This is a genomic window from Rhizobium sp. NZLR8, assembly GCF_019685025.1.
Taxonomy (GTDB): Bacteria; Pseudomonadota; Alphaproteobacteria; order Rhizobiales; family Rhizobiaceae; genus Rhizobium.
Genome location: NZ_JABDVY010000003.1, coordinates 56061 through 75815, shown reverse-complemented (window position 1 = coordinate 75815; position 19755 = coordinate 56061). Strand labels below are relative to the sequence as shown.

At 61.2% G+C, this 19755-nt stretch carries 25 protein-coding genes; 13 read left to right on the top strand and 12 right to left on the bottom strand.

Annotated features, from left to right (window positions below):
• Nucleotides 1-57: 57 nt before the first annotated feature.
• From HJB89_RS07800 to HJB89_RS07765, 8 genes are read right to left on the bottom strand one after another with little or no spacing between them, the layout of a single operon-like run.
• The gene (locus tag HJB89_RS07800) at nt 58-843 is read right to left on the bottom strand and encodes a hypothetical protein (protein ID WP_221149497.1); all 786 of its coding nucleotides are present in this window, start codon (nt 841-843) and stop codon (nt 58-60) included.
• 23 nt (nt 844-866) lie between these two features.
• Nucleotides 867-1841 (bottom strand): phage major capsid protein, encoded by a 975-nt coding sequence (locus HJB89_RS07795; protein ID WP_003587937.1) that lies wholly within the window; start codon nt 1839-1841, stop codon nt 867-869.
• Between the two features lie 15 nt (nt 1842-1856).
• On the bottom strand, nt 1857-2948 hold the full coding sequence (locus HJB89_RS07790) for a hypothetical protein (protein ID WP_221149496.1): 1092 nt from the start codon (nt 2946-2948) through the stop codon (nt 1857-1859).
• A gap of 35 nt (nt 2949-2983) precedes the next feature.
• Nucleotides 2984-3295 (bottom strand): hypothetical protein, encoded by a 312-nt coding sequence (locus HJB89_RS07785; RefSeq protein ID WP_221149495.1) that lies wholly within the window; start codon nt 3293-3295, stop codon nt 2984-2986.
• Between the two features lie 19 nt (nt 3296-3314).
• Nucleotides 3315-5408: a hypothetical protein gene (locus HJB89_RS07780; protein ID WP_221149493.1), complete on the bottom strand. Its 2094-nt coding sequence runs from the start codon at nt 5406-5408 to the stop codon at nt 3315-3317.
• On the bottom strand, nt 5408-6979 hold the full coding sequence (locus tag HJB89_RS07775; RefSeq protein ID WP_221149491.1) for a terminase: 1572 nt from the start codon (nt 6977-6979) through the stop codon (nt 5408-5410). Before HJB89_RS07775 ends, HJB89_RS07780 begins: the two co-directional genes overlap by 1 nt.
• Nucleotides 6945-7415 (bottom strand): terminase small subunit protein, encoded by a 471-nt coding sequence (locus HJB89_RS07770; protein ID WP_221149489.1) that lies wholly within the window; start codon nt 7413-7415, stop codon nt 6945-6947. The genes HJB89_RS07775 and HJB89_RS07770 overlap by 35 nt, the downstream gene beginning before the upstream one ends.
• Before the next feature lie 18 nt (nt 7416-7433).
• Nucleotides 7434-7670: a hypothetical protein gene (locus HJB89_RS07765; RefSeq protein WP_207583368.1), complete on the bottom strand. Its 237-nt coding sequence runs from the start codon at nt 7668-7670 to the stop codon at nt 7434-7436.
• A 759-nt stretch (nt 7671-8429) separates the two neighbouring features.
• Here HJB89_RS07765 and HJB89_RS07760 point away from each other — a divergent pair.
• A complete protein-coding gene (locus tag HJB89_RS07760) occupies nt 8430-9275 on the top strand; it encodes a dienelactone hydrolase family protein (protein WP_221149694.1) in 846 nt (281 codons plus the stop codon).
• Nucleotides 9276-9501: 226 nt separating this feature from the next.
• Here HJB89_RS07760 and HJB89_RS07755 read toward each other — a convergent pair whose 3' ends face one another.
• A complete protein-coding gene (locus HJB89_RS07755; RefSeq protein WP_221149487.1) occupies nt 9502-10035 on the bottom strand; it encodes a YidB family protein in 534 nt (177 codons plus the stop codon).
• A 294-nt stretch (nt 10036-10329) separates the two neighbouring features.
• On the opposite strand from HJB89_RS07755, the gene HJB89_RS07750 reads away from it, so the two are divergent.
• From HJB89_RS07750 to HJB89_RS07720, 7 genes are all read left to right on the top strand, one after another.
• Nucleotides 10330-10659, top strand: coding sequence for a helix-turn-helix transcriptional regulator (locus HJB89_RS07750; protein ID WP_207583366.1), 330 nt, complete (start codon nt 10330-10332; stop codon nt 10657-10659).
• Nucleotides 10656-11120, top strand: coding sequence for an SRPBCC domain-containing protein (locus tag HJB89_RS07745; protein WP_221149485.1), 465 nt, complete (start codon nt 10656-10658; stop codon nt 11118-11120). Before HJB89_RS07750 ends, HJB89_RS07745 begins: the two co-directional genes overlap by 4 nt.
• A gap of 43 nt (nt 11121-11163) precedes the next feature.
• On the top strand, nt 11164-11580 hold the full coding sequence (locus HJB89_RS07740) for a GFA family protein (RefSeq protein ID WP_207583364.1): 417 nt from the start codon (nt 11164-11166) through the stop codon (nt 11578-11580).
• A gap of 247 nt (nt 11581-11827) precedes the next feature.
• Nucleotides 11828-12178 carry a helix-turn-helix transcriptional regulator gene (locus HJB89_RS07735; RefSeq protein WP_207583363.1) on the top strand — a complete coding sequence of 117 codons (351 nt, stop codon included), beginning with the start codon at nt 11828-11830 and terminating at the stop codon, nt 12176-12178.
• The gene (locus HJB89_RS07730; RefSeq protein WP_221149483.1) at nt 12153-12632 is read left to right on the top strand and encodes an SRPBCC domain-containing protein; all 480 of its coding nucleotides are present in this window, start codon (nt 12153-12155) and stop codon (nt 12630-12632) included. Before HJB89_RS07735 ends, HJB89_RS07730 begins: the two co-directional genes overlap by 26 nt.
• Nucleotides 12625-13245, top strand: a complete 621-nt coding sequence (locus HJB89_RS07725) for a glutathione S-transferase family protein (protein WP_221149481.1) — start codon at nt 12625-12627, stop codon at nt 13243-13245. The genes HJB89_RS07730 and HJB89_RS07725 overlap by 8 nt, the downstream gene beginning before the upstream one ends.
• 29 nt (nt 13246-13274) lie before the next feature.
• Entirely contained in the window at nt 13275-13520 is a 246-nt protein-coding gene (locus HJB89_RS07720; protein WP_405048993.1) for an isocitrate lyase/phosphoenolpyruvate mutase family protein, read from the top strand.
• Between the two features lie 67 nt (nt 13521-13587).
• Here the strand turns inward: HJB89_RS07720 and HJB89_RS07715 are convergent, their stop codons facing one another.
• Both HJB89_RS07715 and HJB89_RS07710 read right to left on the bottom strand, forming a co-directional pair.
• Nucleotides 13588-14124 carry a hypothetical protein gene (locus HJB89_RS07715; RefSeq protein WP_207583360.1) on the bottom strand — a complete coding sequence of 179 codons (537 nt, stop codon included), beginning with the start codon at nt 14122-14124 and terminating at the stop codon, nt 13588-13590.
• A 412-nt stretch (nt 14125-14536) separates the two neighbouring features.
• A complete protein-coding gene (locus HJB89_RS07710; RefSeq protein ID WP_207583359.1) occupies nt 14537-15283 on the bottom strand; it encodes a glucose 1-dehydrogenase in 747 nt (248 codons plus the stop codon).
• 107 nt (nt 15284-15390) lie between these two features.
• Between HJB89_RS07710 and HJB89_RS07705 the strand changes: the two genes are divergently transcribed.
• On the top strand, nt 15391-15735 hold the full coding sequence (locus tag HJB89_RS07705) for a helix-turn-helix transcriptional regulator (protein ID WP_207583358.1): 345 nt from the start codon (nt 15391-15393) through the stop codon (nt 15733-15735).
• A 45-nt stretch (nt 15736-15780) separates the two neighbouring features.
• On the opposite strand, the gene HJB89_RS07700 is transcribed toward HJB89_RS07705, so the two are convergent.
• Nucleotides 15781-16269 (bottom strand): RidA family protein, encoded by a 489-nt coding sequence (locus HJB89_RS07700; RefSeq protein ID WP_207583357.1) that lies wholly within the window; start codon nt 16267-16269, stop codon nt 15781-15783.
• A gap of 196 nt (nt 16270-16465) precedes the next feature.
• Here HJB89_RS07700 and HJB89_RS07695 point away from each other — a divergent pair, with 196 nt between their 5' ends.
• From HJB89_RS07695 to HJB89_RS07680, 4 genes are all read left to right on the top strand, one after another.
• Nucleotides 16466-17200, top strand: a complete 735-nt coding sequence (locus HJB89_RS07695) for a TetR/AcrR family transcriptional regulator (protein WP_207583356.1) — start codon at nt 16466-16468, stop codon at nt 17198-17200.
• A gap of 1 nt (nt 17201) precedes the next feature.
• A complete protein-coding gene (locus HJB89_RS07690) occupies nt 17202-17636 on the top strand; it encodes a hypothetical protein (RefSeq protein ID WP_221149480.1) in 435 nt (144 codons plus the stop codon).
• 390 nt (nt 17637-18026) lie between these two features.
• Nucleotides 18027-18677, top strand: coding sequence for a pyridoxamine 5'-phosphate oxidase family protein (locus HJB89_RS07685; RefSeq protein ID WP_207583355.1), 651 nt, complete (start codon nt 18027-18029; stop codon nt 18675-18677).
• A gap of 100 nt (nt 18678-18777) precedes the next feature.
• Nucleotides 18778-19569, top strand: coding sequence for an aldolase (locus tag HJB89_RS07680; RefSeq protein ID WP_221141204.1), 792 nt, complete (start codon nt 18778-18780; stop codon nt 19567-19569).
• Nucleotides 19570-19755 lie beyond the last annotated feature (186 nt).

Genomic DNA, 19755 nt, shown 5'->3' with positions numbered 1-19755 from the left:
TGGAAGGCATTGGCAGCAGCCTCAGCGGGCACCGAAGCGCCCGTTGATGGCTTAGGTTTAGTTCACCTTCGACAGGAACGGCCGCATCAGCGTCGCTTCGAGCACACCGGTCGCGGTGATGGTGATGCCCGTGCCGTTGGCGGTGGCGTTGGCCGAGAGCGTGATGCTCTGGACGACGCCGTTCGGGCTGTAGGTGATGCCCGAAATCGTCGTGCCGCCAGGGACACCCGTGCCGGCGACCGCCGCGCCGATGAACGGGCCGGAACCGGCACTCAGACCGGAAATACCCGCCAGCAGGTTGGAGCCGTTGACGGTGGTTGCCGTGAACGTCTGGTTGGCGGCGGCAAAGTTGACGTTGGCGATGGCCTTGGTGGTGGCCGTGGCCGAGGCCGGGGCGCTCGCCTGGCCTGCGGTGGCGGTGGTTTCGGCAACGACGAGAGCCGCCGTTGCGGTTGCCACCTGCGACGGCGCCTGGCCGTTGCGCTGCAGCCAGAGATAATAGGTGCCGGCTGCGAGTGTCACGGCCCCGACCGGGCCGCCGGTCAGCGTCGGCGGCTGGGCGGCCCCCGAAAAGACGCCGCAGCGCTGGCCGACGACGGCCGCCGCCGTGGTCAGCAGCGAAGCGACATAATCCCGGGTCCACTGGAACCACTGGCCGGGCTGAAGGGTGGTCGGCGAGGCCAGCACCAGCTGGCAATAGACCCATTCGGATTCACGGTCCCCGCCGGCGATAGCGCCGAGGGAGAAGTTCGGGCCGGGAATACCGGAGCCGGAAACGATCGGGCCTTCGACGACGAACGGGTTCGCGCCAAGACGATCGGACTGGATTGTTGCGACCGACATTTGCTTGTTCCTTTCGTTGACGATCAGGCGAACAACACGCCCTGCAGGAAGGCGTTGTTCATGGTGAGGTTGCCGGCAAAGCCCATCAGCTGGACGAAGGCATCCTGGTTGGTGTTCATGCGCTCGTCGCCGATCGGGGCCATGTCGCGGTCGCGGTGCGGGCGGTAGAACAGGTATTTGGTGTTCAGGAAGAACATCTGGTTGAGCGGCGCACCGCCGCCGAAGCCGCCGTCGAAGATCACGTCGGCGCCCATATATTGCAGCGACTGGAAGCCGGCCATGCCCTTGTCGGCCGAGGTGATGCGCTGGATTGCCTGCAGCGATTCCCAGTAGAGGCGGAAGAAGTTGTTGTCGGCGACGACGAGATCGGGCGCGTCGGAGCCGCGAACGCAGGACATATAGAGCCGGTTCATGTAGCTCTGGATATTGGCATTGGTGGCGGCCGCACCACCATCGGCCGAGGCCGAGAATTTCTGGTTGCGCCAGAAACCCCAGGTGGCGCGCGAGATGCCGCCGACGGTGCCCGAGGTCGGAGAGGTCGAGATCAGCAGCTGCAGGCCGCCGATCTGCCGCCCGCCATCGGCCGTGCCATCGGAATAGCAGTCAAGCGCGATGTTGTTCTTCAAAGTGGTTTCGGCGTTCTCGATGCGCTGCTCGAGCAGATCGAGGATCGCATCCTCGCCGGAGTTCTGCAGCTGTTCGAGGCCGGACATGGAAACTGCGACCGCGGCCTGCTTCAGATCGTATTCGGCCGCAGTGATGACGTCGGACGGCTGCACATTCAGGATATCGTAGCCGGAATAGCGCTTGAAGGTGCTGTTTTCCTGGTACTGCAGTTCCTGGACGATTGTGCGACCGCCGGAGATCGGCTTCTTGCGGCCGCGGCTGTTCAGACGGGTGAGAAGACCGTTGTTCTTCGTCACGTCGTCGGCCACCGTGCCGCTGCGATTGCGCAGCGTCGTGGTGACGATTTCAGAGAGGTTGGGCGAAATGGGCATTGATCATTCCTTTGCTCAGACCTGACCGCGCGAAAAGCGCATGGCGTCGCGCAGCGAGTCTCGGATGGAGGTGGGCTGGCCCCTTGCCGCATCGCGGGTCGGGCCCGGCGCGGAAGAACCAGAGATGGATCGCGAGGCGCGGCGGGCTTGATCTGCCGCTGCTGCCCTCTGGGCTTGCTGTTGTGGGACAGGCGCCGGTGCAGTCTGGCTGATCAACTGCTGGCGAATGTCCGGGCGCATCCAGCATGCGGCGTCGTAGGCGTCCTGGAGCGACGTTGCCCGCCCTGCGTTGACGAGGGCGATCATGTCGTCGAGCACATCTTCGGCGTGCGCGTTTGCCGGGTCGGAAAGGAAGGCATCGACTTGAGTTTCGGTGTCCCTTTTCCGCAAAACATGTTCGACCGTCGCCTCGACATTGAAAGATCGAGGCTGCGGCCCTCCTTGCTGGGGTCCGGCCTGCTGCGAATTGCGCTGCAGGATCTCTCCCGTCTGGCCATTGACCAGGGCGTGAAGATTGACCCCGGCCATCCTGGCAACGTGAACGACGGTGTTGACGGGATCGTGGATCAGCGCCTTCTCCCAGTCGATCGCCCGACGCATGACATCGGCATGGGTCATGCCGGCCTGGCGGACGATCGGGGTGAATTCCTCCAGCCCCTTGTAATCCTGCAGGACGCGGAAGCCGTTATCGACTTCCTGTTCGCGCTTGGCGATCGCCGCCTGCACTTCCCCGGGAAGGCCCCCGAATTGCGCCTTGGCTTCCGCCGACCAGCCGGGCGGAACCCGGTTGCCGATGGCTGCCGGCTGTTCTCCGCCCTGCCCGCGGCTCTGCAGCGTCTGCTGCTGGGCGAGCGCGGCGTTTGCCGCCGGCGCCTGCCCTGCCCGCGCCGTAGCGCCGGCTTGCTCCTGCCCCTTGGCCATGAAGCGGCCGTTTTCGCCGTCGCGCGGCTGGCCGGCGATATCGCCCGGTCCATCGGCCTCGACCGTGTCGATCGCCGCTTTCAGGCTGTCGCGGATGCTGACCGGCCTATCGTTCAATGGCTTATCGTCGAACGCACCAAAATCTTCGCTGCCGTTGCCGGCCTCGTTCAGGTCTTCCATATCCATTGGGAAATTTCCTATGTCGGGGATTGATGCCCGGTTCAGGCGTTGTACTCGGTGTAAATTCGCCGCAAGTCGTTGCGGATCTCGCTGCGATCCGTCTTCGGCTTCTCGATCGGCCGGGGCTTCTCATTACCGATTTCTTCCACGCCGGCCGCGCGGTACTCGGAACGCAACCTGGCCTTCGAGGTGTAATGCTTCCCGTCATGCATCGACTGGATATCGATGCTGTCGCTGACGAAATGCGGCGACGGCAGATCCGACTGCGCCGGGTTTTGCGCTGGCAGGCAATTGTGCGGCCACTCATCGAGTTGGTGCCAGCCCCCGCAGACGCGGCAATAGCGTTCTCTCATGCTGTTGCTCCCGACCAATTCATTGGTACGCTGGCTGCTGGAACTGCTGCACGGCCTGCGCCGCCATTTCGCCGCGCGCCTGCTCCACCGTGGCGCGATGTTCGATCTCGGCATCGGCGACACTGAGCTCGGCTCTGCGCTGTTCGGCGCCGGCCTTCACCTCGGCCGTCTTCAGCTTGAGCATCTCGCCGGGCGCAGGCTGCGGCTCCGGTTTTGGCGCGGCTGCCGCCTGGGAGAGCTGGGCTCCCACCTGCTCCAGCGTGCTTTCGAGCTGGCGGCCGGCCCGAAAGCCGCGGGCGGCAAAGAGCAGCGTTTCGACCATTACCGGCACCAGCATCGGGCTCTGCTGCGCCATCGCTCCCGCCTGCTGCATAAAGCCGCCGACCATCTGGACGAATTCCATGCGGCGCTGCTTTTCGGCATCCTCGTCAGGCTCGATGGTCGAATCCGTCTCGATCTCGATCTGGAAGCCGCGAATGCTGTCATTGCGTAAGAGCTGCACCACCTCGTCGATCGTCGGCTGCTGCATCATCTGCTGCAGCTGCGGCGGCATTTCGGGCGGCGGTGGCGCCGGTTGGCCGGTCTGCTTTGCCCGCATGGCCGCCTGCTGTGCCGCCATCTGCATCTGCTGCATCTGCATCTCGACCTGCTGCTTCTCGGCCATCGTGGGCAGCTGGATGCCGCTGACCAGCATCAGCGTTTCCGGCTGGAACTGGTCGCAGATGATCTCGCCGGCAAGGCGGATGATGTCGCGGGCAAAGCGGGCCAGCTCGGCCTGGCGGTCGCGGATGCGGATCGAGCCCCACTGGCTCTTGATGCGCTGCGCCGTCGCGGTTTCGGAGGCCTGGGTGTCACCGCGGACGATGTCGGAGATGCCGGTAATCTGGTAGACATCCTCGATCAGCTGCTTGCGCGCCGTCATGCAGGCAATAAGGACCTTCTGCACCTCGTCGATCGGAAGCGTCACGATGGCCTTCGAGCCGCCCTTGTCGGTAAACGCCGCCCATTCCGGGATCGGCACCATGACCATGTCGTTTTCCGGCCGCATCGCCTTCTCGATCGCCGGCGAGATCGCGCCGTCGCCGGAGGGATAAAACACTTTCAGCCGCAGCTGATCGGTCAGCTTGTTGATGCGTTTGGTCAGGAGATCGATCTCGTCGCATTGCTGCTGGTAATAGACATAGTCGGGAACCGGGATCAGCGAGCTCGTCGACATCGTGCCATAGGCCGGGCGCGGGCACGGCCAGAAATGCGTCAGATCGAGCGGCGGCTCGGAGACTTCCAACGCCACCGGCGAACCGTCGGCGATCCAGACGGTATAGTTCTCGCTCTTGCACCAGATCTCCCAGACATGGGTCTTGCCCTCATTCTCCAGGCGCTCGGCCTGGCTGATGCCCGTGCGGCTGCCGGCACCTTCCGCCGCCCGCGAAGCCATGGCATCAGTGCCGAAGCGCTTCTCCATTTCCGCGTCGGTCATCGGAACGCGCCGCGCCACCCAGGTCACGTCCTTCCAGCGCCGCGCCGGCGAATGCAGGAAGTCCGACCAGTGGACGTAATCGATGCACACACGCTCGTCGCTGATCGCTTCCGGCTGAGCACCGCCCATCCGACCGGGCAAACTCTCGGGAAGACTTTGGGCTGCCGCCGGGTCCGAGGGCTGGACACCCATATCGAGCGGCTCGAAATCGGCCTCATAGCGCAGCCACACCGTGCCGCGGGCGCAGAGCAGAAAATCGTCGCGCACCGCCCGCATGATCGAATCGATATCGGCCTCATCGCCGGTATAGGCGAGATTGCGCTCGACCAGCTCCGAGGCGATGCGCGCCACCGGCTGGGCATCCTTGAAGCGGCGTTCGACCACCGGCTGCGGCACGCGGGCATAGACGGCCGGCTGCAGCACCGAAGTATTGGCCCAGAGCATCGGAAAGCGGCGCTTGGCGGCGCTCGTCTGGTCCGACTGCTGGTCGAGATAGATCTTCTCGATCTTGACGCAGCGGTCGTGCCAGGACTTGAAATAGCGCTGGGCGCGTTCGAGTTCCTGCTGCCAATGGGCGCCGACCTTGGCCGGATCCCAGCGCTGCTCGCCGTCTGAAGCCGTCATCTCGTCTTCCATCAAACACGCTCGCTTTGGCCAGGGGTGGAATCGGCAAATTCGTTGAATGTCATCGTCTGGAATGTCGGCAGCGCCTTACGCTCTGGCTTCAGCGGTTCGGGCGCCAATCCGGTGAAGATGATCGCCAGCCCGCCGAAAGCATCGGCGCCGTGCGACGCCCAATTGTGCAGCGGCTCGTCGCGGAACACGCTCAGATCCTCGTCCCAATCCTTGCGGTAGTTGCGCAGGCACTTGATGCCCTCGATGCAGCCGGCCTGGTCGAACTCGATCCTCGCCAGCATGCGCCGCGTGGCGTTGATCCGGTCATGCACATAGGCGCGCTCGACCTTGCGAACGGTGCCGAGACCACGCGCCCTAACCTCTCTCAGCATGACTTCGATGCGGGTCATGCCACCGCGTGTCCACTCGCGCACCTTGATGTCATGCGGCATGTTGTGGACGCCGTAGACATAGCCGTTGTCGCGTGCGCGGCGCTCCAGCTCGTCGAGCATGCCATCCATGCCGGTGCCGGTATGCTCGAAATAGCCGATCATCCTGACACGGCCGGGCAGCACCTGAAACAGCCAGACGCTGTTGGCATCGTCCATGCCGATGTCGGAAATGGTGTGAACGGGATAGCCTTCGACATGCGGGAAAACCCCGATGCGCTCTTCGGCGTCGGCCACCCCCATCTGCTCGGCGTAATAGGCGCCTTCGACGCTTGCCTCGAAAGCCTCGGCCGGCGTCGAGGGATATTCGCGCTTCATGTCGCCGAGCTGGGTTTCGGCCTTCTTGACGTACCAGGCCTTCTGCCCTTCCGTCAGGGCAATCCCCTGTTCGGCCAGCTGGCGGAAATATTTGGCGAAAGCATCGCTGACGATGACGCCCTGAGGCGCGAGCGCATATTGCGGTTCCTTCCACCAGGGAAAGAAATGGAACTTGAAGTCCAGTTCGGTCAGCTTGGCGACTTGCCGCTGCTTGACCTTGGCATCCTCGCAGAGCGTATAGAAATGCCCTTCCTGGCCTTCCGCCGTGCTTTCGATGAACACCAGCTGGCCGGCCTGCACCGTATTCAAAGCGCCGGTCCTGACTTCCCGCGCCTTGTCGGGATATTTGGCGCAAAGCTTTCCATATTCGGAAATATGCAGATATTGCAGCGTTCCCGAGCGCAGCGAGGTGCCGACGCGGATGCTCGAATTGTTGGCGAGCAGCAGTTCGGCCTGGTTGCCCCTGAAGACCGGCACGGCGTTGCGGATGGCTTCCGGCAGATTGTCGTAGGGGTATTTGACCTTGTCCCGGAAGATCGTCTGCACGTCACCCAGCGTATGGGCGATGGTGCCGGCCCTGATATCCCGGTTGAAGACGCAGGCATCGAGCATGAAGATCTGGATGAAGGTGGTCAGACCGAGCTGCCGGGCCTTCAGCAGCACGTTGAGATAATGCATCTCTTCGAAAAACGTCATCTGCGTCCAGTTCATTTCGAACCTGACGCGGCGGCCCGCTTTGTCGGTGATCCAGTAGAGATTGTTCAGCCGCCAGCGCCAGTCGGAAAACTGGTCAACCGCCGTTTGGAAGTCCGCGGGTTTTGCCATTGATATCTTCCAGCAATTGCGAGACTTCGCCGGTCACGCCCTGTTCGGGCTCGATCTTCGAACCGTATTTCTTCGGCTTCAGCTTCTCGGCGACCCATTGGCGGGTGGCGATGCGCAGTTGCGAGCGCCTTATCGCCTCGCCGTTCTCCTGCCAGCCGGTGGTCTCGCCGGCGGCATTCTTCTTCTCGATCCAGTCGTCGCTGCGGTCATCGGCAATTTCGACCAGTTCGTCGACGAAGCTGTCGGCGAGGATCTCGCGGGCCAGCGCATAGCGCGCCCGAAACGCCGCCTTGTCGTCATCGGCGAGCCAGGAGAGCACCGTCGATTTCGCCGGCATATCCTCATCCCGGCAGATCGACCGCAGGCTTTCCCTGTCGGCAATGCGCTCGCAGATCTTCTCGGCCAGCGCCTGGGTGAACTTGGTCGGTCTGCCCATGGGTCTGTTTCTGAGTGCTCAGAACAGCGCGATGATGTTCGACGCCGTCGTCCCGGTCAGCGCCACGATTGCCGCATGCACCGGCAGGATCGTCCCGGCCGGCACGCTCTTGAAGATCACCGGATCCATATCCCGCCGCGGCGCAATCGCCACATCTCCCGCCGTGCCGATATAGAGCGCGCGCGCCCCGACAATGGCACTATCATTCGGCGTCACCACCGAGGCCCGGGAGGCCGGAGCAATCGAAGGGTCCATTGCAGTTCTCCTTGAAAGGACACAGCCCGACCCGGCTCGATCCCGATGTGATCGAACATGAAGGCTCGGGCGGAAGGGGTGGGGATCGACGACGATCAGAGGACTCTGTCAGGGCCTCGGAAACGGCCGGTGCGCAAATCGTGCAAGTGACGCACGCGACCGCAGGCCGGCGCCGACTTGGTCGATCACCTCTGAATTCAAATCTCGCAGTTTGGATTTACGGTAGTCTTAACTGATCTGCCGGGGGGTGATCAAGGGTTGATCGTGGGTTAGTTTTGAAATCAAGCCTGCCCGACCAATTGGCGGCAGAATGCCATCCGCTATCCAGCAAGTTTGGCAAAACACGCTCCCCAACCTCCGTCCTCCTCGGCCTTGAGCCGAGGATCCATGCCCGCTGCTGATGGAGGCCACCGTGGATCCCCGGGTCAAGCCCGAGGATGACGGAGCAAGGGGTGAGCTCCTTGGGAAACCCGCGGCTGTGCTCAATGACCGTGGCGGCTCGCAAGTCTGGGCGAGTGACGCATGCGGCGGGAAGGACGACGCCGATTTGATCGTCATTCGTTAAGGACTCAAATTTCGCAGCTTGAATTTACGGTAGTCTTAACTGAGCTGCCGGGGGGTGATCAAGGGCTGATCGCGGATCGGTCTAAACTCTGCCCTGCCCATGCCCCAATCGGCAGCAGAACGCCCCATCCGCTTTGCCAACCTTCAGCTCCGGCGTACAATTGGCAGCCTGTCGGTCAAACGGTGGAGGCGTCAGTGAAAACCGCGGGACTTTTTCTTTGCCTTGTCGCTTGTCTCGGCATCACGCTTGCCGAAAACGGGGCCGATGCCGACGAATTGGTGCGGTTCGAAAGCGTGCCCGTCAAGCTGAGCCCCTTCCGGATACGCAAGGCTGGCGAACAAGGAGAAATTATCTCCCAACCGCAAGGCACGCCATTGCTGGGTTATCTGTCCCGCCCCCAGGGTCAAGGCCCCTTCCCGGCCATCGTCGTCATGCATGGATGCGATGGCCTGCGGTTGAGCGTCAAAGACCTTTGGCCGAAACGGCTGGTCTCATGGGGGTACGTCGTGCTGGTCGTCGATAGTTTCACCACCCGCAATATCAAGGACACCTGTCAAAGCACTCTCCCCGACCGGGTCTTCGACGCCTATGGGGCTTTGGATTTCTTATCGAAATCGAGTTTTGTCGACGTGCAGCGCGTCGCGCTGATGGGCTTTTCGGCGGGCGGCACCGCGACGCTGGAGGGAACGAAAATCGAAGGTAACGAACAGCTGATGGATCACAAATTCAGGGCGGCGGTTGCCTACTATCCGGTCTGCGCAGCCAGTCAGGGCGATGCGACGGTGCCGATCCTGATTTTGAGTGGCGAACGAGACAATTGGAGCCCAACGGAACCATGCCGGAAGAGGCTTGCCAATCTGACTGACGATAGTCCGCCGATCGAGCTGAATATATACAAGGGTACCTATCACGATTTCGATGCCCCGGAGTTTGCAGTGGGAAGGCGGGTGTTCGGGCATATCGAAAAATACGATCCGGACGCCGCAGCAAAATCCATCCGCAGCGTTCACACATTCCTTCGAAAGTATCTCTCGAACTAACGGGAAACTCCGCGATCTGGTGCGACATCGTGATGCGCCAGCGGCGAGTGTGGCACCAGCGCACCCCCAATCTCCGTCATTCCAGGCCTTGAGCCTGGAATCCATGCCCGCTGCTGATGGGGCCGGCATGGATCCTCGGGTCAAGCCCGAGGAGGACGGAGGGTGGGGTGAGCTCTGCGCAAATTCAGCGCCCTTAGGGCGAAATGATAGTGCATTTATCCCAAGACTAGATGCTGCTCGGCCGTGCCGACGTGGTCGAACTGCTCGCCGAAGACAAAAAGTCTTCTTCGGCGCTCGGCAGCTTGCCCTGCGGCGTCAGGTCGTCGACGGCCTTGGGGAGATCGCGGCTCAATCGGCCAAGAATCTCCTCGTGCGAAAGGCCGGTATTTTGAGCAATTTCGTTCAGAACATCCGGACCGAGGGCTTCGGCGAGCTGGCCGTCATTGATCTCGGCATTCTCGCCGGGCTTGACCCACGAGTCGATCTTGTCGCCGTGGCCGTTCTGCTGAAAGGTCTTGAGGAGATCGCCGAGACCGCCGCTGACGATGCCGCCGGAGGTGAGACCGCCGAGAAGGCCGCCCAAACCACCCGAGCCGCCCAGCCCGCCGAGGATGCCGCCGAGCCCACCCGGCTGCTGGCCTCCGGGGCCGGCCTGCTGCGGGTTCTGCATGCCGCGCAGGAGTTCCCCGATCTTGTCTCTGTTCTGATAGCCGGCAAGGGCAAGAACGGCGAGAAGCGCCTTCAATTGACCGCTCATCATGATGAATCCTCCCATGGTTTTCCAAAGCGCAGCCGACCCAAGCAGAGTGCTGCATGGGCAGCAATGTCCAGAGCGCCCAAAGGTTCCGCGCCAGGCGCTTAAAGCCCGGCCGTTCACCCTGCCGCAGACGCCGCAGATCAGATTTCCGGGCAGCCGCGCCGGTTGGCAAAGGTCATTCCTCAACGCAAAGAAGACGCGTGGCGGGCGCGGGCTAATCGATGCGGCCACTTCACCGTCCCTCTATCAAACTAATTAGTATTGACTCATCAATTAGTCCACGCTATTGCTTTCCTCATGATCGAAACCGCCTCCATTACCGCCGTCATGCGCGCCCTTGCCGATCCCACCCGGCGGGCAGTGTTCGAACTGATCGTCCGCTCCGACGAGATCACCGTCGTCGAACTGACGCGTGCAGGCCACGTCACCCAAGGCGCCGTTTCCCAACACCTCAAGGCGCTGAAGCAGGCGGGGCTTGTCACTGAGCGTCCCGAAGGCCGAAAGGTCTATTACCGTGCCGCCCCTGATGGCCTCGAGCCGCTTGTCGACTGGATGAGCCATTACGGCCTCTTCTGGCGCGAACGCTTTGCCGATCTCAGAACATTGCTGAAGGAAATCGATCCATGAACGAGACCGCATTGAAGCCCGACACGCAGGAGATCGTGGTCGACGAGATCTTCCCGCATCAGCCGGAGACGCTCTGGAAAACATTGACCACGGCCAGTCTGATGGGCCGCTGGCTGATGGTGCCGGCCGGTTTCGAGCCGGTGGAAGGCAAATGCTTCACCTACGAGACGACGCCGGCCGGCGCCTGGGACGGCACCATTCACTGCCAGGTGCTGGAGGTGACGGAAAACGAACGTCTGGCCTATGCCTGGAAAGGCGGGCATGCGGAGAACGCCGGATATGGCTCGCCGCTCGATACCGTGGTCACCTTCATCCTGACCAGGGTCGAAAAGGGCACGCGGCTGCGCCTCATCCATTCCGGCTTCGTGCTGCCTCGCAACGAAACCGCCTTCCAGAAAATGGGCGAAGGCTGGAAGAAGGTCGTCCAGAACATCGGCGCCATCGCCGACGGCAAGAACTGAGGCGACCAACCCGTCGTCCAACAACCCTTATCAGGAGAGAGACATGAGCAAGCCCTACACCGGCGGCTGCGCCTGCGGTGCGATCCATTATGAGATCGCAGCCGAACCGATCGCGATGAATGACTGCCAGTGCCGCGACTGCCAGAAGACCAGCGGCACTGGGCACGGCTCCTATCTGACCTTCCCGAGCCGGCAGGCGGTGAAGCTTGAAGGCCAGGCGACGCATTGGGACATGGTCGCCGACAATGGCAACGTCAAGACCCGCGGCTTCTGCCCCGCCTGCGGCGCACCGGTCTACCTGACCTTCTCCTACATGCCCGACTTCTTCACCATCCATGCCGCCAGCCTCAACGATCCCGATAGATACCAGCCCGAGATGGTGACCTACACCCAGAGCGGCCTTGGCTGGGACCAGGTCGATCCGACCGCGGCGAAATTCGAAACGATGCCGCCGATGTGATCTGGGCCAGCGGAAGTCGCGCGCTTCTTGTTCACGCGATCTGAACAGCAGATGCCGTATTCGCAGGAAAGCTGGGCACCACATTTGGCCCAGTTTTTCCCGTTGCGGGATCTGCAGACGCGGGACTTCCCGCTTCGTTGCCAACGGGTGAGTTTCTTTCCCGTCACTGCCAATCTACCGCAAAATTGCCTTTGACATTTCGCTCCATAGAATATATCCATATGGCTATATAGCTGCATGGTGATATATGGACGACAGGCTCGATGCGATTTTCTCCGCACTCTCCGATCCCACAAGGAGAGCAATTCTTGGGCGGCTTGCTCACGGCAAGGCGACCGTGGCCGAACTCGCTGATCCCTTCGAGTTGTCTCAGCCTGCCATATCAAAGCATCTCAAGGTCCTGGAACAGGCCGGATTGATCCGCTCCGGCCGTGAAGCGAATTCGCGTCCCCGCGTCCTTGAGCCGGACGCGTTGAAGACAATCGCTGATTGGATCGCCGATTACCGACGCTTCTGGGATCAAAGCTTTGATCGTCTCGATGACTATCTGTCCAAGGTACAAGGATACGAAAATGACAAATCCGGAGATCGACACTGACAACACCCGCGACCTGGTTCTTGTGCGAAGGTTCGATGCCCCATGCGATCTCGTTTTCAGGGCATGGACCGACCCGAAAGCGTTGGCGCAATGGAGTGGTCCTCACGGTTTCAAGGCGGTGGGCGACCAGCTTGAAGTCTGGCCGGGCGGTAGACACCGCGCCTGTCTGATCGCGCCAGATGGAGAAGAGCACTGGGTCGGCGGAAAATACCTGGAGGTCGAGCCGCCACACAGGCTTGTCTTCACACATGCCTGGGAGAGCGGGACCGGCGAAAATAGCCCGGAAACGGTCGTCACGATCACGTTCAGGGAAAGCGCCGGAGGCACTGAAATGACTTTTCGGCAGAGTGGATTTGAAAGCGCATCATCGCTTGAGGGTCATGAAGCCGGTTGGTCGCAAAGCCTCGAGCGATTGGGCGTTTTTCTAGAATCCGAAGGACCGGATCATGCGTAAGGCGGCGATGAAACTATACTATTGCGAGACGCTCAATCCTCGGAAGGCCTGCGCCGCCGCTCGTTTTCTTAAAGCCGACGTCGAGTTCGTCAGGATTGACCTGGCAAGCGGAGAACAGCGCACCGCAGAATTCCTGGCGCTTAACCCGAACGGGAAAGTCCCGGTGTTGCAGGATGACGCCGGAACCTTGTGGGAAGCGAATGCCATCATGTGCAGGCTGTCTGACAGCGTTGCATCGGATTTCTGGCCGCATGACCACCGGCAGATCGACGTGCTCCGCTGGTTGAGTTGGGATGCCAGTCATTTCACCCGGCACGGGGCAACACTGTGGTTTGAAACCTTGATCAAGCCGTTGTTCGGTGGAGAGCCTGACGTCGGCCTGATCGAAGATGCGAAGACGAATTTTCGGCACCATGGCCGCGTGCTGGACGATCATTTGGCGAGGAACAGCGTCGCCGTCGGGAAGACCCTGACCGTTGCGGATTTCGCGCTGGCCGCTGCACTTCCTTATGCAGCAGCCGCCGAGATTCCCCTCGCCGAGTTTCGGCATATCCAATCGTGGTACGGACGGCTTGAAGAACTGGATGCGTGGCGAAACCCTTTCCCGGCGTAGGAGCGCACCGGCGAAGGACCCCTTTGCGTGTGAAAGGCGTTGTCAACGTGGTCATGGGCTTACGCGGACCGAGTTACTCCGTTGCCGAACTCTCGGCCGGCGGCGTGCGGCGAGTTAGTGTCGGCGGATCGTTTGCGCGGGCAGCACTCGGGGCTTTGATGCGGGCCGCCGAGGAAGTGAGATCAGCCGGCACGTTTGGCTATGCCGTCGACGCGCTCCCGGCTGCTGTCATCGGCCAGCTGATGTCACAGGGAAAACGCCGTGACAGGCAATGAGCCAAAGCGCGGGCCACGCGTCCGGCAATGCGATCAAGGCGTCAGTTGCAAGCGGATGAAGTTTTGCCTAAGGCGCTTTAACGACCGAAGTCTCGACCCACGCATTCGAAACGTCTTGCGGCGTGCCACTGTTTGTGACCACCACAGTCATCCACGTGTTTTGGCCCTCTATCAAATAGGCCGTGCCGCTTTGCCTGCGCTCTTTCGTTATCTGACCCAGCGAGGCTGCAGAGAGCCCAGCTTCGAAGGCTTCAAGCTCAACGTTGGAACAATGCATCCCTTCCTGACCACCCTTGCCCAAGGCTAAGACAAAATTGAACGAGCAAGTGGCAGAAAAGAGGTTTCGGTATTCCCGAAAAAGCATGGCGAACCGCTGCCCGCTCGGCATCGTGTAAACCTCGCTGCCGGTTCTTGGCTCCGAGCTTGCATTGGGCGGAGAAGAAATCGCGTCGACTTTCCAATCGCCTCGATCAACGCCGCTGTGCAGGGCAGCCAGGCTTCGGCCATTCAATACGCAGAGCTTCAAGGTATCGTCGAGAGGACACGCAACCGCTCCCACCTGGCTCGATATGATTATAATCGCCAAAGCTGCAATCAAACGCACGCGCTCAATCCCCAAATCACCCTGTCGGCACCGTAGTTTGGATGCTGGAGAAAGCAAGACAGCAGCCAGGCAAACACCCGCGGTGAAGCTTGAAGGCCAGGCGACGCATTGGGAAGTCGCCGGCGACAGCGACAATATCAGGAAAGCGCGGCTTCCACCTGGGACGTGGCGCGTCTTGGACGCGGTTCTGGCGATATTGCGCAATCGATCACGCGATATCTTTCCCTGGTCCGTGCCGCAGGCACCCGGGTAAAACCGTCAAGCGAAAGCTCAGGAGAGCCGCATCCTGAGGCGCGGGGGCCGAAGGCCGGAGCCTCGAAGGAGGGGGCGGGTGCCGCAAGGCCGCGGCAACCTCCCGTTTCTCTGGCTGGGAGCGCGCGCCCGGCAAGGCGCGCGCAACCTTCAACCAGCCTTAGCGAAAGCCGCCGCTGGCATTCAGCCGTTCGCCGGTCAGCCAGCGGGCGTCGTCGGAAGCGAGGAAGACCGCGACGCCGGCAATATCGTCCGGCTGGCCGACGCGGCCGAGTGGCGTCTGGCCGACGATGACCTGCTGGAAATCCGAGCCGATGACGCCGGCGGTGTGCGTGCCCTCGGTCTCGACCATTCCCGGCAGGATGGCGTTGACGCGGATTTTGCGCGGGCCGAGTTCCTTGGCAAGCACGCTGTTGATGCCCTCCACGGCTCCCTTGGTGCCGGTGTAGACCGCAGAGGCCGGCGGCGCCATGCTGGTGACCACCGATGAGATGTTGATGACGCTGCCACCCTCGCCGAGATGCTTGACCGCCGCCTGGGTGGTCAAAAGAAGGCCGAGCACGTTGACGTCGAACATGCGGTGATAATGTTCCTCGGTCACCTCATCGATCGGCGCGAATTCGTAGACACCGGAGTTGTTGACCAGCACGTCGAGCTTGCCGAACTCCCTGACGGCGGCATCGACCAGGCCCTGTGCCTGCTCGGCCTTGGAAACATCGCCCTGTACCGCGATCGCCTTGCCGCCGGCGGCGCTGATCGCCTCAACCACCGCGTCTGCCCCGGCCTTGCTCGAAGCGTAGTTCACCACCACTTGCGCACCTTCCGCCGCAAGGGCCTTGGCAATCGCGGCACCGATGCCCTTGGAGGCCCCGGTTACCACAGCGACCTTTCCCGTGAGCTTTGCCATATCCAATTCCTTCTGACCCGGACTGCCATCGACACTGACGGCCTTGTTCCGTAGTTCAGAAATTCGGAACTGTTGATCTTAATGTCAAGGGTCGCTATATAAAATTCATGAGACCGCTCTTTCACCCAGCATTAGAGGACATCCGCCCCGAAGCGGTCCTTTATGCGCTTTCCGATCCGGAGCGCGCCGCAATTTTCGCGTGGCTTTCCGGCGCCGGCTGCGGCGGGACCTGTTCTGCGCTCGGCCAGCTCGGCGAGCGGGTCATCCCGAAGTCGTCGCTGTCGAACCACTTCAAAGTGCTGCGCGAGTCCGGGCTGATCCTGAGCGAGCGCCAGGGCGTGGAGATGCGCAATCAAACCCGCTGCGCCGAGCTGGACGAGCGCTTCCCGGGCTTGATCAAGGCCATTCTGACGGCTTACAAACAGCTTCCCGGGCAGCCGGAGGCAGATTGACGGGCGGACTGCCGGAGCTTGCGCCGCCCGCTATTCCAGCCATCCTTATTCCAAGATGACGACGGCTTCGACCTCGAAGAGCATGGGGTCGATCGCCAGCTTGGGAACGGGAATCAACGTCTGCGCCGGCAGTGCAGCGCCGAACATCTCCCTGACGTTCTCCGTCAACACTTGAAGCTTGGACATATCGTGATCGACCACGAAGACCGTCAGCTTGGCGACCTGATCGGGCCTGGCGCCAAGCGCATCGAGGGCAGTGCGCAGATTGGCGTAGGCCTGCTTCACCTGGACGGCGAAGTCTGGCGACAAGGCGCCGGTGCTGTCCTGGCCGCCCTGTCCGGAGATGTAGGCCAGCCGGCCTTCCCTCGGCACGATCACCGCCGTGCTGTAGCCGTTCGGCGAGGGATCGTAGAGGTTTTTCGGATTGACGATGGTCAGCTTGAGATCGTTCTCGTTGGCTTTCGTCGCAGCGGAAATTCCGATGGTCATGATGATGAGCCCTCCGATGAGCAGATGCGTGATTGCGCGTGACATGAATTCTCTTGGGCGTTGAGGACTGAGGGGAACCTCCCCCACGGCCTGCAGGTTTGAACGTCGAATTGTTGCCTATACGATTGGCTCGTACATTGTACGATTAACTCGCATCGTACAATGTACGAGTCAATCCGTCAGCATCGACATTCGTCGCTTTGTCGGCTTAAATTGACGTTTTGTTCACTAAGGAAATCGGATGGCAGCCAAACGCAGCGGCGCTCGGAGCAAGCAGTCTCAACGGAAAACTCCGTTGCCCCAGTCCGGGCCTGAACCGCGCCATGAACCGCCTCTTTCTCTCGAACGGATCGTCGCGACGGCGGTCGAACTGCTGGATACCGAAGGGCTGGACGGATTGAAGATGCGTCGGCTGGCCGATCGCCTCGGGGCCGGCGCGATGAGCCTCTATTGGCACGTCGGCAACAAGGAGCAGGTCTTTGATCTGGCGCTCGATTCGGTGCTCGAATATCGCGGCCCGGCGCCAATCGATGCGTCGGAAGACTGGCGCGGCGACGTGGTTCACATGCTTGAAGACTGGCGTGCCGGCATGCTGCGCCATCCCTGGTCGGCATCGCTCTTGCCGCGCCGGGCGCTCGGCCCGAACATCCTTTCTCGCCTGGAACTGCTGGGCAGAACCTTGTCCAGAGCCGGCGTGGCGGACGCGGATTTGAACGTCGCAATATGGTCGCTGTGGAACTATGTGATCGGCGCCACCACCACAAGGGCAAGCTTCGAGCTCTCGGACGAGGACAGAGCCGCCGCGCAGCAGCGCCTCGCAAGCCTCAGCCAACACTACCCGACAATCGAACGCTCTGGTCTGCTGTTGGACAATGACTGGGACGGTGCTTTCAGCAAAGGCCTCGACTTCCTGCTCGATGGCCTCGTTCCCAAACAAGGAAAGTCGTCGCGCCTGGAAAATGTGGGAGGGAAGTGATTTGTTTCGTTATGTCTGCGGCGTAATATTTGCCTGCGTGCCGCTTGTTGCCGCCAATGCCGAATCTCCCAATTTTTGCCGAAACAGTATCAAGCTGAACGAACCGATCGAGACGCGATTCATGGGAATCGACTACGCACTGATGGTGCATGTCCTGGCGGAGAAATATTGCGGGGCAGAGCCGAAGCCGATGCGTCCACGATTTTTGGGATATATCCAAAAGCAGGGCTGTCCTCCAGGAACGCAGATATATTCGGACGTTGAGGAGGCGATCGCAAAATTGGAGGGAGCGAGCTTGCAGTTTCTCGCTGAAACTGAAGTCCCTGACCTACCGATTTCCGAACGGCAGGCGCAGGAGTGGGCATCAAGCGTTACGAAAGAGCTTGGGGGATGCGACGCACTGAAAAACGCTCATGATGCCGAGCTTCAGCGGTAAGGCACAGACGCCATTTCTTTCCGACCAGCCACACAGATATATCCTTTGGCAAAACGCCCCCCACCCTCCGTCATCCCGGGCGTTGAGCCTGGGATCCATGCCCGTCGCGGATTGAGGCGGCGTGGATCCTCGGGTCAAGCCCGAGGAGGACGGAGGGTGGGATGAGCCTCGTGAATCCAGCGACGTGTGGTGCAAGAAAAGTGTCATTACCCCCACGGCCCAGCCTCGATTATCGCCGGTATTGTCGAGTGCGCCGGCGGCGGGTCTGGCGAAACCGCTCCCACCCTCTGCCGCGTTACGGACATTGACAAACCGCGACATTATGAGGTACGTACATCATTATGGCGCAAGGCTGATCAAGCCAATAACGCAACTCGAAAGGCAAATGGAATGAAGGAGTTCAAGGTCAATCCAGATTTCGCCATAAGAGATGAGCGAGCTCTTCGAGGTCTGTTCGAGGCGACACATGCTCTGGCCATTCAGAAGTGTCAGGACACTATCGGCAAACATGCGCAAGAATTTATCAGGCGTTCGCCATTCCTGTGCATCGGCACGCAGAGCCCGGATGGAAAAGCCGATGTCAGCCCCCGCGGTGATCCTGTGGGCTTCGTCAAAATACTTGACGAGCGGACGCTGGCGATACCGGACCGGCCCGGCAATAACCGCCTCGACACCTTAGTCAATATTCTCGCCAATCCGAGCGTCGGGCTGTTGTTCATCATTCCGGGCTTTGACGACACATTGCGCGTGAATGGCTACGCCACTTTGATGACTGACCCTGAACTTCTGCAAAGCATGAGTGTCAACGACCGCGCTCCCAAACTCGCGATCGTCGTCAAGGTGAATGAGGTTTTTCTTCACTGCGCCAAGGCCTTCCGGCGCTCGCACTTGTGGAACCCGGATCATCTTCAGGATCGCACCGAGATGCCGTCCCTTGTAAAGATCATTCTGGATGAGACGACTGGCGCGCCAAGCGATGAGGATGAGATGCGCAAAATCGATGCCGATCTCGAAGATGCATACAAGCGGACGCTTTATTAACCGGCACACTTGCGTTTCATTTCAGCCGGCTTGATGCCAGGGTCATGCGGGCGTAATTCAAATAACCGCCCTCTCCGCGACACCCATCTGAAACGATCCCATGGCCCACTCGCTCAACACGACCCCCTCGCCCGCCGCCGGCCCCAACCAGCCGAAACTCGATACGGAGGAAATCTGGCTGGCGCGCGTGGATCTGGCGGCCTGCTTCCGGATGGCGGCGCGGCTCGGCATGGAGGAAGGGATCTGCAACCACTTCTCGGCGGTGGTTCCCGGCTATGACGACCTGTTCATCGTCAATCCCTACGGTTACGCTTTCGCCGAACTGACGGCTTCGATGTTGTTGATCTGCGATTTTCACGGCAACGTCGTGTCGGGCAGCGGTCAGCCCGAGGCCACCGCCTTTTACATCCACGCCAGGATCCATAAGAACATTCCGCGCGCCAAGGCGGCGTTCCACACGCATATGCCCTATGCCACCGCCCTTTCGATGACCGAAGGCGATCCGCTGATCTTTGCCGGGCAGACCGCGTTGAAATTTTATGGACGCACGGCCGTCGACCGGGATTACAACGGTCTGGCGCTCGACGCGCGCGAGGGCGATCGCATCGCGGCAGCGATCGGCGATGCCGACATCGTCTTCATGAAGCACCATGGCGTGATGGTCTGCGCAGCCAATATCGCCGAGGCCTGGGACGACCTCTATTATCTCGAGCGCGCCTGCGAGGTGCAGACGCTCGCCCTGTCCACAGGGCGCCAGGTCCTTGCCGTCGCGCCTGAGATCGCCGAAGCGGCGTATCGGCAGATGCGCGAAGGAGATCCGGAGTCGGCCCGGCTCCATCTGGAGGCGGTGAAACGCGCGCTCGATCGCAGCGAGCCCGACTATAAGCGCTGAGCCCTCGCGACATTCTGCAGCGACAGCGAAGTTCTCGCCAGGGCGGGAGAACTGATATCAGCGGCTTGTGCAAGCCTGCAAAAAGCAGTTAGCTGGCATCGTTGGGTCTGTTCATTCCTGCTTGCCGAAGACAGGCCCCACAAGACGGGCATTGAGCTATAACTGCCGAGACGTGTCCGCATTTCG

Bases quoted from the DNA above. Each gene is read 5' to 3' on its own strand.
- HJB89_RS07745 (WP_221149485.1), top strand. From the start codon at position 10,656: ATGAACGAGACCGCATTGAAGCCCGACACGCAGGAGATCGTGGTCGAC.
- HJB89_RS07795 (WP_003587937.1), bottom strand. From the start codon at position 1,841: ATGCCCATTTCGCCCAACCTCTCTGAAATCGTCACCACGACGCTGCGC.
- HJB89_RS07680 (WP_221141204.1), top strand. From the start codon at position 18,778: ATGGCCCACTCGCTCAACACGACCCCCTCGCCCGCCGCCGGCCCCAAC.
- HJB89_RS07790 (WP_221149496.1), bottom strand. From the start codon at position 2,948: ATGGATATGGAAGACCTGAACGAGGCCGGCAACGGCAGCGAAGATTTT.
- HJB89_RS07700 (WP_207583357.1), bottom strand. From the start codon at position 16,269: ATGTCACGCGCAATCACGCATCTGCTCATCGGAGGGCTCATCATCATG.
- HJB89_RS07775 (WP_221149491.1), bottom strand. From the start codon at position 6,979: ATGGCAAAACCCGCGGACTTCCAAACGGCGGTTGACCAGTTTTCCGAC.
- HJB89_RS07740 (WP_207583364.1), top strand. From the start codon at position 11,164: ATGAGCAAGCCCTACACCGGCGGCTGCGCCTGCGGTGCGATCCATTAT.
- HJB89_RS07735 (WP_207583363.1), top strand. From the start codon at position 11,828: ATGGACGACAGGCTCGATGCGATTTTCTCCGCACTCTCCGATCCCACA.
- HJB89_RS07710 (WP_207583359.1), bottom strand. From the start codon at position 15,283: ATGGCAAAGCTCACGGGAAAGGTCGCTGTGGTAACCGGGGCCTCCAAG.
- HJB89_RS07685 (WP_207583355.1), top strand. From the start codon at position 18,027: ATGAAGGAGTTCAAGGTCAATCCAGATTTCGCCATAAGAGATGAGCGA.
- HJB89_RS07770 (WP_221149489.1), bottom strand. From the start codon at position 7,415: ATGGGCAGACCGACCAAGTTCACCCAGGCGCTGGCCGAGAAGATCTGC.
- HJB89_RS07725 (WP_221149481.1), top strand. From the start codon at position 12,625: ATGCGTAAGGCGGCGATGAAACTATACTATTGCGAGACGCTCAATCCT.
- HJB89_RS07705 (WP_207583358.1), top strand. From the start codon at position 15,391: ATGAGACCGCTCTTTCACCCAGCATTAGAGGACATCCGCCCCGAAGCG.
- HJB89_RS07750 (WP_207583366.1), top strand. From the start codon at position 10,330: ATGATCGAAACCGCCTCCATTACCGCCGTCATGCGCGCCCTTGCCGAT.
- HJB89_RS07780 (WP_221149493.1), bottom strand. From the start codon at position 5,408: ATGGAAGACGAGATGACGGCTTCAGACGGCGAGCAGCGCTGGGATCCG.
- HJB89_RS07730 (WP_221149483.1), top strand. From the start codon at position 12,153: ATGACAAATCCGGAGATCGACACTGACAACACCCGCGACCTGGTTCTT.
- HJB89_RS07765 (WP_207583368.1), bottom strand. From the start codon at position 7,670: ATGGACCCTTCGATTGCTCCGGCCTCCCGGGCCTCGGTGGTGACGCCG.
- HJB89_RS07785 (WP_221149495.1), bottom strand. From the start codon at position 3,295: ATGAGAGAACGCTATTGCCGCGTCTGCGGGGGCTGGCACCAACTCGAT.
- HJB89_RS07695 (WP_207583356.1), top strand. From the start codon at position 16,466: ATGGCAGCCAAACGCAGCGGCGCTCGGAGCAAGCAGTCTCAACGGAAA.
- HJB89_RS07800 (WP_221149497.1), bottom strand. From the start codon at position 843: ATGTCGGTCGCAACAATCCAGTCCGATCGTCTTGGCGCGAACCCGTTC.
- HJB89_RS07755 (WP_221149487.1), bottom strand. From the start codon at position 10,035: ATGATGAGCGGTCAATTGAAGGCGCTTCTCGCCGTTCTTGCCCTTGCC.